The organism is Leptolyngbya sp. PL-A3 (assembly GCF_039962325.1).
GTDB lineage: Bacteria > Cyanobacteriota > Cyanobacteriia > Elainellales > Elainellaceae > Vacuolonema.
Map to the genome: position 1 here is coordinate 1 of NZ_JAMPLB010000125.1, position 9,301 is coordinate 9,301.

Here is a 9,301-nt window from a genome sequence, read left to right on the forward strand (position 1 = left end):
TGGTTTGAACTCCTCAAACAGATCCAAAGAAGTGCAGATATTGCCGCACAATATGGGTTTGAAATTGTTCTCAAATCATTGCCCAGCTTGACTTATGGGGAAAGGTGCAAGATTTGAGATAATGTACTCTGGTCAGGCCGAGTAGCACAACCGGAAGTCCAGGACGAACAAACCCAACTTATTCGAGAATTTAACCAACGATTGCAAGATGACGATCGCATAATTCTCAGCCTGGTTCCAATCGGCGATGGGTTAACCCTCGCATCAAAATGTTTTTGAGTTTACTTACAATCCTTCGCGATCTATAGGATACTTCCGTCACGCGTGATAGTGAACCCACAAAAGTTGCTCTGTTCATCAGCATTATGCTCCCCTGCTTTGACCTGAAGAGTTACGTGACGATATATCTGTTTGAAATATCAAATACCTGAAGTTCTCAACGACCATTGGGGACATGCCCATATTTTCCTGCTCCCAAGTAACAGTACAACTGGTTGCAAAGGATTTTGGTGTTGAGTTAAAGGCGTTTAACCTCAAATTGAAGCCACACTGAGTACAGCAGTCTTGGTGGTGGGATCAGCAGAAGAGACTGCGAATTTTGAAGCGATCGCCATTCAACCCAACATAGAAACAGACGCTACTAAGGAGCTATTTGACAAACTGCGACTGGAGACTGAGCGACGCTGTCCGATTTACCAATTGTTTCAACAGAGCAGTGTCCTGATCCCAAATCATTAGTCATAGCGTATATCTGTACATCCATAACAGGTTCTTCAATTAATCCATTGGTTCCCTACTAACGAGTTTTAAAGGCTTGAAGATGAACGGAATTGAATTAGTGCAAAGCCAGCCCTTGGGCGTGATCCCAGGAATACTAACACTGGTTTTAATGGGTGTTGCCATGCTGGTTTTAGCCTTTTACTCCAAAACTAAACTGGTAAAGAATACCCATGACTTTGTGATTGCAGGCCGTAAATTAGGGTTTGGCTTTGGCGTTGCGGGGCTCCTTTCTGTTTGGACATGGGTGGTAGGAATTTTGATGCCCATTGCCGTGACGTATTCCTATGGCTTATCGGGTCTCTGGTGGTTTGCTGTACCCAACGGTATTTCCGTAGTGGCCGTTGTGCCGTTTGCCCGCAAGCTCAAAGCCTTGATGCCACATGGTTACACCATTAGTGAGTTTGTCGCCGTGCGGTATGACGGGGCCAAACTTGCACGGGTTGTTGTCATTTTTGGCATTCTCTTTGGAGCCATTCAAGCCGTTATCATCAACCTGAAAGGGGCTTCCCTGGTAGTTGCGACAATTTTTGGTTTAGACGAGGGAACCGTTGCAGTCATTGCGTCGATCGCCATTCTGACCTACACCGTTTTGGGAGGTTTGTGGGCTTCCGTTTCAACCTCTACATTAATGGCCCTGTTGCTGCTTGTTCCTTCTGCCATCGTCGCTGTGGCAACGCTAGGCCATGTGGGTGGTGCAGATGCCGTGTGGCAGGCCGTTGCAGCTAAAGGAGACGGCCTGTTGGGGGTGACTCGTGCCGATGCCTTTGAGAATTTTGGGGTTACTTTCACACTGGGTTTGATTACCGCGACTATTGCAGGGCAGGAGTTCTGGCAGGTGGCCTGGGGTCTGCGGGAAAACGAATTGGGGCGGACTTTCTTCTGGGGAGGGGGCCTGTACTATCCCATCGCCCTTTGCCTGGGGGTAATTGGCCTGGTAGGGATTGCGTTTAACGTCGATTTAGCTCGGGATCTGGGAGGAGATGCGGCGGCGATTGGACCCTATCTAATCTCGCACCTGGGTTTACCCCATTGGATTATCTATTTGTTTGTGGTGATTGTGCTATCGGCTTGCTACTCAACCTGCGATGGGGCACTGGCGGCAGTCAGTTCCATTTCAGCGGTGGATATTATCAAACCGTTAGTTCCTAACATTCCTGAAAAGACCTTATTCCAATGGACTCGCCTCTCTATGGTAATTACGGTCATCGTATCCATCGCTGTTGTACTGTCCGGCATCGATTTTGTCTCGCTGCTGTTGGGAACGTCCGCCATCCGGGGGGCCATTCTGGTGCCGCTGATTCTCTCTATTGCGTGGCGCAAGATGAATGCGGCTGCTTTTATTTGGGGCACCATTGCTGCGCTGGTTGTGGGCATCCCTACCATGCTGACCTACGGTGAAGTCATTAGCACACCAACGATTGTGGCGGTTAGCACCATTGTTCCAATTATTATCGCCTCGTTTAATCGCGATTCTTTTGACTATAGACTTTTGCAGCGGGCACAGGACATTTAGCCCAGTGCTGGGCATCGCCTCCATACCCACAAAAATCACCCTCTCATACCCAGCATCACTAAGGATTCATCCTATGACTTCTCTAAAAGTTGTCTCCCACGACTTCTGGACATTCTTTAAGCGCATTTTCTACTTTGGTCTGGCGTTACTGGTTGTATTGGTCGGTGCAAGCCGTAGTCCGGCTGCTACATCTGCTAGCACGGCTAGTTCTCAAAGCTTATCGCCTATTACCCTTACGTTCATTGTCGTGGGTCTTATCCTAGCCGTTCTCTACATCCGAGGTATGTACTTGGTATTGAGTTATGCATCGAAAACCTATGGTTTAGAGGATGATCACTCTGCAAAACTAGACAACAAAACAGCTACTAATCTACTGTGGTTTGGATCGTTTCTATTAGTGGTCAGCTCTGCGGTCATTATCCAAGCCTACGGCTTCGCTCCCTGGTTCCTCTACATTGGGCCAACTCTTTCCCTGCTAGGGCCACTCGTCATCATTATCTCTATGGAAGTTGATTTGCAGCGGTACAAGCGGCAGATCGTGGCGAATCGTTTACAGCAGGAAACCCAGCATTTAAAGTCTCCAACGGAGCGAAACATCAATCCCAGTCTGGAGCGATAGAGCATTATGGATATAGGTTTTGGGTATTGGATGCCGATCATCAGCGGGGGATATGTCATTAGCACTGTTCCCCAGCGAACAGAATGGGGCATTGATTACAACATCCGATTGGCGCAAACGGCAGAATCTTTGGGGTTTGACTATACGCTGGCTCCGGCTCGATTTATGGCACTGGAAGCAGGGAATGGTCAGCACGATGCCATTACCAGCACAGCCCTCGTAGCTGGGGCAACCGAGCGCATCAAAATCATTAGCGCGGTGCATACCGGTTTATGGCATCCAGCGATGATCGCCAAAATGGGTAACACCATTGATATTGCCTCCAAAGGCCGCTTTGCTATCAATATCCTAAGTGGGTGGCTGAAGGAGGAATTTCGCCATTTCAATGAACCCTGGTTGGAGCATGACGAGCGGTATCGCCGTTCTGAAGAGTTTATTGAGGTGCTGAAAGGGCTGTGGACCTCTGAGGAACCGTTTTACTTCAGTGGTGATTACTATCGCATCAACGGCGCAGTATTTCGTCCTGGCCCCGTTTCTAAACCTCATCCCGAAATCTTCCAGGGTGGTAACTCCAAAGCGGCGCGACGCATGGCGGGGCGCTATTCCGACTGGTATTTCATGAATGGAAATTCCGTGGAAGGCGTGAAAGAACAGATTGAGGAGATTTCGGCGATCGCCTGCGAACACGGCAGAACTGTTCGCTTTGGCCTCAACGGTTTCGTCATCCAGCGGGACACCGAAGCAGCAGCCCGTGCCGAACTTCAGCGCATCATTGACCATGCTGATGTTGCAATGGTTCAAGGCTTTGCAGAGCAGGCAAAAAATGCTGGATCTTCCACCCGGGAGAAGGTGGGCATGTGGGCCAATTCTAATTTTGCAGATCTGGTGCAACCCAATGATGGTTTCAAGACTGGCTTGATTGGGCCGACGGATTTGATTGTCGATCGGATTCGCCAGTATTACGAAGTTGGCGTAGATCTGATGCTGTGTTCATTCCTCCATTTTACCGATGAGCTACCCGAGTTTGGTCGCACAGTCATTCCAAAAGTGCGTCAATTGGATGTTCAACGCCATTCCTTGGCTCAGGTTGCCTGATTCATTTTCTAATCTAATTCCCTTTACTCAAGAACATTACAATGGATATTCGTTTTGGCTATTGGATGCCTCTTGGCAGTGGCGGTTATGTCATCAGCAGCATTCCCCAAAGAACAGAGTGGAGCCTCAACTACAACGCTCAACTCGCTCAAGTTGCTGAGGATATTGGGTTTGAATATGGGTTAGCCCCTGCCCGATTCATCGCCAGCCACGGGTGGGAATATCAACAGGAAGCGATTACCTGTACCGCTGTTCTATCGGCTCAAACCCAACGACTGAAGCTCATCAGCGCTGTGCATACTGGGTTATGGCATCCCGCAATGGTTGCGAAAATGGGAGCCACCATTGACGTTTATTCAGGTGGACGATTTGCCATCAATATTCTGAGTGGGTGGTTTCGGGGTGAATTCCAAGCTTTTGGTGAGCCGTGGCTGGATCATGACGAACGTTACCGTCGTTCTGAAGAGTTCATTCAAGTGCTCAAAGGCTTGTGGACACAGGAGTCCTTTACCTTTAAAGGGGATTTCTACCGGATTAATGAAGGCTGGTTGCAGCCCAGACCGATTTCTCAACCCCATCCTGAGATTTTCCAGGGAGGCAATTCTAAGGCTGCACGGCGGATGGCTGGTCGCTATTCTGACTGGTATTTCATGAATGGAAATTCCGTGGAAGCAGTGAAGGAGCAGATTGACGAGATCTCGGCGATCGCCCGTGCTGAAGGACGCAAGGTCAAGTTCGGCCTGAATGGTTTCGTCATTCTTCGGGATACCGAGGATGAAGCTTACGCCGAATTGGAACGCATTATTGCCCACGCTGATCCCAAGATTGTAAATGCCTTTGCGGAACAGGTGAAAGAAGCCGGAGCATCTACCCGTGACCGGATCGGTATGTGGGCGAACTCCGATTTTGCTAACCTGGTGCAGCCCAATGATGGCTTTAAGACCAAGCTATTTGGTCCGCCCGAAGTGATCGCTGAACGCATTCGTGAATATTACGAGGCTGGTGTGGATCTCATCCTTTGCGCCTTCCTGCATTACACCGATGAGTTGCCGGAATTTGGTCGCAGGGTGATTCCTCTAGTTCGTCAACTGGATGCCCGTCGTGACACAGATCTCGTTGAGAAGGAATTGCAGTCGATCGCTTAATCTTTCGTCTTGTCCCTGGACCCTGGTGTTTCTGAAACACCGGGGTTCTAGTCCCTAACCTTTAGCCTGTTTTGTTGTATCAAAGGAAGGCAAAGTATGGTCAATATTGTTTCGAGCGATCGCAAAACCCACATCATCACCAGTGATGCTGAAGCGGTCGAAGTTGCACAGACACTAGCAGAAGAATTCGCCAAGGAATCTGCAATTCGGGATCGCGATCGCCGCTTACCCCACATTGAACTGGAAAAACTTTCAAAGAGCGGGCTTTTGGGTATCACTGTGCCGAAGGAGTATGGTGGGGTTTACGTGTCTAATGTGACGCTAGCAAATGTGATCAAAATCCTGTCGGAAGGGGATTCCAGTCTCGGACAAATTCCGCAAAACCATCTGTATATGGTAGAGGCCATACGCCTCAGTGGAACTGAGAAACAGAAGCGTTATTACTTCCAACAGGTGCTGGAAGGAAAGCGGTTGGGGAATGCCTTCTGCGAAATTGGCACTAAAACAGCCACCTCTTTTCAGACCCGTGTAACCCGTACTCATGATGGCAAGTACGTCCTCAATGGAAAAAAGTTTTATTCAACGGGTGCGCTGTTTGCTCACATTGTCCCTGTGGTAGCGCTGGATGACGAGGATCATGTGGTGATTGTGTTTGTCGACCGCCAAACTCGCGGATTAACCATTATTGATGATTGGTCTGGGATGGGACAACGTACCACAGCCAGTGGTACAACACTGATTGAAAATGTACTCGTCGAAGAATGGCAAATTGTACGGCATCATCTGGCATTTGAGAAGCAAACCACCATGGGGGCGATCGCCCAAATTATCCACACCGCTGTCGATGTTGGTATTGCCCGCGCCTCTCATAAGGACACCATTAACTTCGTTCGTACCCAAACCCGTCCCTGGAGCGATAGCGGCGTCGATCATGCCTATGAAGATCCCCTCATTCTGTCCGATGTTGGCGAGATCACAATCAAACTTCATGCGGCTGAAGCACTTTTAGAACGAGCTGGAGAATTCATCGATCGTGCCCTGGTGGATGGAACGGAGAAGAGCGCGATCGAAGCCTCAATTGCCGTAGCAGAGGCCAAAGCCCTTGCCGATGAAGTCGCGTTGTTTATTACCAGCAAACAGTTTGAGCTGAGCGGTACAAAATCTACCCTCGATCAATTTAATTTCAGTCGTCACTGGCGCAATGTTCGCACCCATACCCTTCATGATCCGGTGCGCTGGAAGTATCACGCGATCGGTAACTACTTCTTGAATGGCGTCAATCCACCCCGCCACGGTGCCTTTTAATTCTGTGCAGGAGCAAACCAATGGTATCTGCGATTGATAGAACGATTGATCCCATGGCGATTGCCACCTCCCTGGCTGAAGAGTTTGCCGAAACCGCCATCGAACGCGATGTGAAAGGTGGCTCCCCCACTCACGAGCTGTACCGATTGCGGGAAAGCGGATTGCTCAACCTGCTGTTGCCCGAAGCCTACGGGGGCCAGGGAAAAGATTGGATTACCGCTCTTAAAGTCGTCCGCGAACTGGCGAAAGCAGACGGCTCCTTGGCTCAGCTTTTGGGCTATCACTACGTCAACGCCACCATGCCCCGCCTCTACGGAACTCCAGAACAGCAAGCTCGATTCTACACTGCCAGTTCTCGTAATAATTGGTACTGGGGCGATTCCGTGAATCCCCGCGATCCGGATCTAATTTTTGTTCCGGAGGGTGAGCATTTCCGGCTCAATGGGGTAAAAAACTTCTCCACGGGGGCGAAAAGCTCCGATGTGATTGTGGTCGCTGGAACTCGTCAGGATCTCGGCAATGTGTTGTTTGCAGTTGTGCCGAGCGATCGCGAAGGGGTCACCTTAAATGACGATTGGGACTACATTGGGCAACGCCAGACGGACAGCGGCAGTGTTGAGTTCCACAATGTTCTGATCGATCGCAGTGAAATCTTGGGCGACCCCGAATCTCTAGATCATCCCAGTCCCTTTGCAACTCTTGTCACACCCCTCATTCAAATTGTTTTCGTCAATTTCTATTTGGGTATTGCCCTGGGAGCCTTTGAGGAGGCGAAAAAGTACACCCTCTCCACGACGCGGCCCTGGATCTTCTCGCCTGCCCAAGTCGCTGCTGAAGATCCCTACATTGTTGAGCAGTATGGCAACCTCTGGGTTAATCTGCTGGCAACTATCAGCCATGCGGATTATGTTGGCACTGTTCTGCAAACGGCCTGGGAAAAGGGTGAGCAGCTAACGGCTGAGGAACGGGGGCAAACGGCCGTGGCGATCGCCAGCGCTAAAGTCCTCAGCACACGGGTTGCCCTAGAAACCACCAGCAAAATTTTCGAGGTCACAGGCACTCGCTCTGCTGCCAGCAAGTATCGATTCGATCGCTTCTGGCGCAATGTACGTACTCATACATTGCATGATCCCGTTGCTTACAAAGTGTACGAAGTTGGTAATTGGATTTTGAATCAACAAATTCCTGTGTTTACGCTTTATACCTGATCTAATCCCCTCTTCATTACCTATGGCTCACCAAATGCATCTCGCAGGCTTTATGATTGCGTCTCAATTGACGCATAGCCACCCGTCCTGGAAACATCCACGCAATGATCTGAGCTTTCTCAAACCTGAGTTTTACCAGAACATCGGTCGCGTTCTCGAACGGGGCAAATTTGATTTTGTCTTCTTTGCCGATGGATTAATGGTTCCCAGTCGCTATGGGGCAGGGATCGAAGATACTCTCAGGCGAGGCTCTCAGGGGGCGGTGCTACTCGATCCGGCCTATGTGGTTGCAACAATGGCTACCGCTACGGAACACCTGGGTCTGGGTATTACACGCTCCACCACCTATTACTCGCCCTATGACATGGCTCGTACCTTCGCGACCCTCGATCACCTGTCTGGGGGGCGCATTGCCTGGAATGTGGTGACATCTCACAACACGGCAGAAGCTCGCAACTTTGGCCAGGATGAGCACATGGCGCATGAAAGACGGTACGATCGCGCCGACGAATTTTTGGAAGTCACCTACAAACTCTGGGATAGCTGGCAGGACGATGCGCTGATTCTGGATAAGCAAAAGGGGATCTTTGCTGACCCCACCAAAGTACGGCATATTCACCACGAAGGCGAATGGTTCCGTTCCCAGGGGCCGCTGTCGATTCCGCGATCGCCCCAAGGCCGCCCGGTCATTATGCAGGCTGGTTCCTCCAATCGGGGTCGCGAGTTTGCTGCGCGATGGGCCGAAATCCTTTTTCTGATTGAACCTGATCCCAAAGAAATTAAAGCATTTTATCAGGATGTGAAATCGCGCATGGGGAAGTATGGGCGCGATCCCAACGAGCTAAAAATTCTGCCCACGGTGATGCCCTTTGTGGGAGAGACAGAGGCGATCGCCCAGGAAAAATATAACTACCATCACGATTTGGTTGATCCAATTGCCGGACTGCAAACCCTTTCCAGCCACATGGATCACGACTTCTCCCAATACGATCTAGATGCGCCCGTTCAAAATGTGCAGGTGGGAGGTATTAAGGGGCTATTTGAAATTGCGGTACGCCTCAGCAAGTCCGATGGACTGACCTTACGGGACATTGGCAAACTCTATGGTGCTGGCGTGCTGGTTCCCCCTGTAGTTGGCACAGGCCCGCAGATTGCCGACCATCTGGAGGCTATTTTCAAAGACGCTGCCGCGGATGGGTTCATTATCTCTCCTGCATTTTTGCCAGGAGCGTTTGAAGAGTTTGTGGAATTTGTTGTCCCTGAATTACAACAGCGGGGTTTGTTCCGCAAGGAATATGAGGCTAAAACCCTACGCGACCATCTGGAATTAGGTAAAGCGAGTTTGACCCCGCCACAACTTATTCAACAGTCTGTTGGAGCCGTTTAAGGAGGCTTACAAAATAAGTTGCATAACTTTTTCATCACCACCTGCATGAAATCGCTAGGCTAGATAGAATGATGTTCTAATTTCACTATGATTTCTGACTCAGTTGTCAAGCAGATTGAGCATAAGTATCAACACCCAGCCCTTTCAAGGTGCTTTTTTATCTTTTTTAGATTTCGATTCACTCAGCAATCGAGCAGTGGAGACATGAGGTTTGTCTTTTTGCCGTTCGGGTTTTGGAACTTTCTTTTT

At 49.8% G+C, this 9,301-nt stretch carries 8 protein-coding genes and 1 pseudogene; all 9 read left to right on the forward strand.

Translation table 11 applies throughout. The features are described from left to right. Window positions 1-117 precede the first annotated feature (117 nt). A pseudogene (locus tag NDI52_RS34115) lies at window positions 118-279 on the forward strand (SAM-dependent methyltransferase); the annotation flags it as partial. 291 nt (window positions 280-570) lie between these two features. Then, the gene (locus NDI52_RS34120) at window positions 571-738 is read left to right on the forward strand and encodes a hypothetical protein (protein ID WP_190770693.1); all 168 of its coding nucleotides are present in this window, start codon (window positions 571-573) and stop codon (window positions 736-738) included. An 82-nt stretch (window positions 739-820) separates the two neighbouring features. After that, window positions 821-2,293 (forward strand): sodium:solute symporter, encoded by a 1,473-nt coding sequence (locus NDI52_RS34125; RefSeq protein WP_190770692.1) that lies wholly within the window; start codon window positions 821-823, stop codon window positions 2,291-2,293. 73 nt (window positions 2,294-2,366) lie between these two features. Continuing rightward, window positions 2,367-2,912: a hypothetical protein gene (locus tag NDI52_RS34130; protein WP_190770691.1), complete on the forward strand. Its 546-nt coding sequence runs from the start codon at window positions 2,367-2,369 to the stop codon at window positions 2,910-2,912. Window positions 2,913-2,915: 3 nt separating this feature from the next. Beyond that, window positions 2,916-4,007 (forward strand): dimethylsulfone monooxygenase SfnG, encoded by a 1,092-nt coding sequence (gene sfnG / locus NDI52_RS34135; protein WP_347280188.1) that lies wholly within the window; start codon window positions 2,916-2,918, stop codon window positions 4,005-4,007. Window positions 4,008-4,048: 41 nt separating this feature from the next. Continuing rightward, window positions 4,049-5,152, forward strand: coding sequence for a dimethylsulfone monooxygenase SfnG (sfnG, locus tag NDI52_RS34140; protein ID WP_190770689.1), 1,104 nt, complete (start codon window positions 4,049-4,051; stop codon window positions 5,150-5,152). Between the two features lie 96 nt (window positions 5,153-5,248). Then, window positions 5,249-6,457, forward strand: coding sequence for an SfnB family sulfur acquisition oxidoreductase (locus NDI52_RS34145; protein ID WP_190770688.1), 1,209 nt, complete (start codon window positions 5,249-5,251; stop codon window positions 6,455-6,457). 20 nt (window positions 6,458-6,477) lie between these two features. Further along, entirely contained in the window at window positions 6,478-7,665 is a 1,188-nt protein-coding gene (locus NDI52_RS34150; RefSeq protein ID WP_190770687.1) for an acyl-CoA dehydrogenase family protein, read from the forward strand. Between the two features lie 22 nt (window positions 7,666-7,687). Continuing rightward, window positions 7,688-9,052: an LLM class flavin-dependent oxidoreductase gene (locus tag NDI52_RS34155; RefSeq protein WP_190770686.1), complete on the forward strand. Its 1,365-nt coding sequence runs from the start codon at window positions 7,688-7,690 to the stop codon at window positions 9,050-9,052. The last annotated feature ends 249 nt before the right edge of the window (window positions 9,053-9,301 follow it).

Excerpts from the sequence above, each read along its gene's own strand:
- NDI52_RS34125 (WP_190770692.1), top strand. The coding sequence starts at position 821 with ATGAACGGAATTGAATTAGTGCAAAGCCAGCCCTTGGGCGTGATCCCA.
- NDI52_RS34130 (WP_190770691.1), top strand. The coding sequence starts at position 2,367 with ATGACTTCTCTAAAAGTTGTCTCCCACGACTTCTGGACATTCTTTAAG.
- sfnG (WP_190770689.1), top strand. The coding sequence starts at position 4,049 with ATGGATATTCGTTTTGGCTATTGGATGCCTCTTGGCAGTGGCGGTTAT.
- NDI52_RS34145 (WP_190770688.1), top strand. The coding sequence starts at position 5,249 with ATGGTCAATATTGTTTCGAGCGATCGCAAAACCCACATCATCACCAGT.
- NDI52_RS34150 (WP_190770687.1), top strand. The coding sequence starts at position 6,478 with ATGGTATCTGCGATTGATAGAACGATTGATCCCATGGCGATTGCCACC.
- NDI52_RS34155 (WP_190770686.1), top strand. The coding sequence starts at position 7,688 with ATGGCTCACCAAATGCATCTCGCAGGCTTTATGATTGCGTCTCAATTG.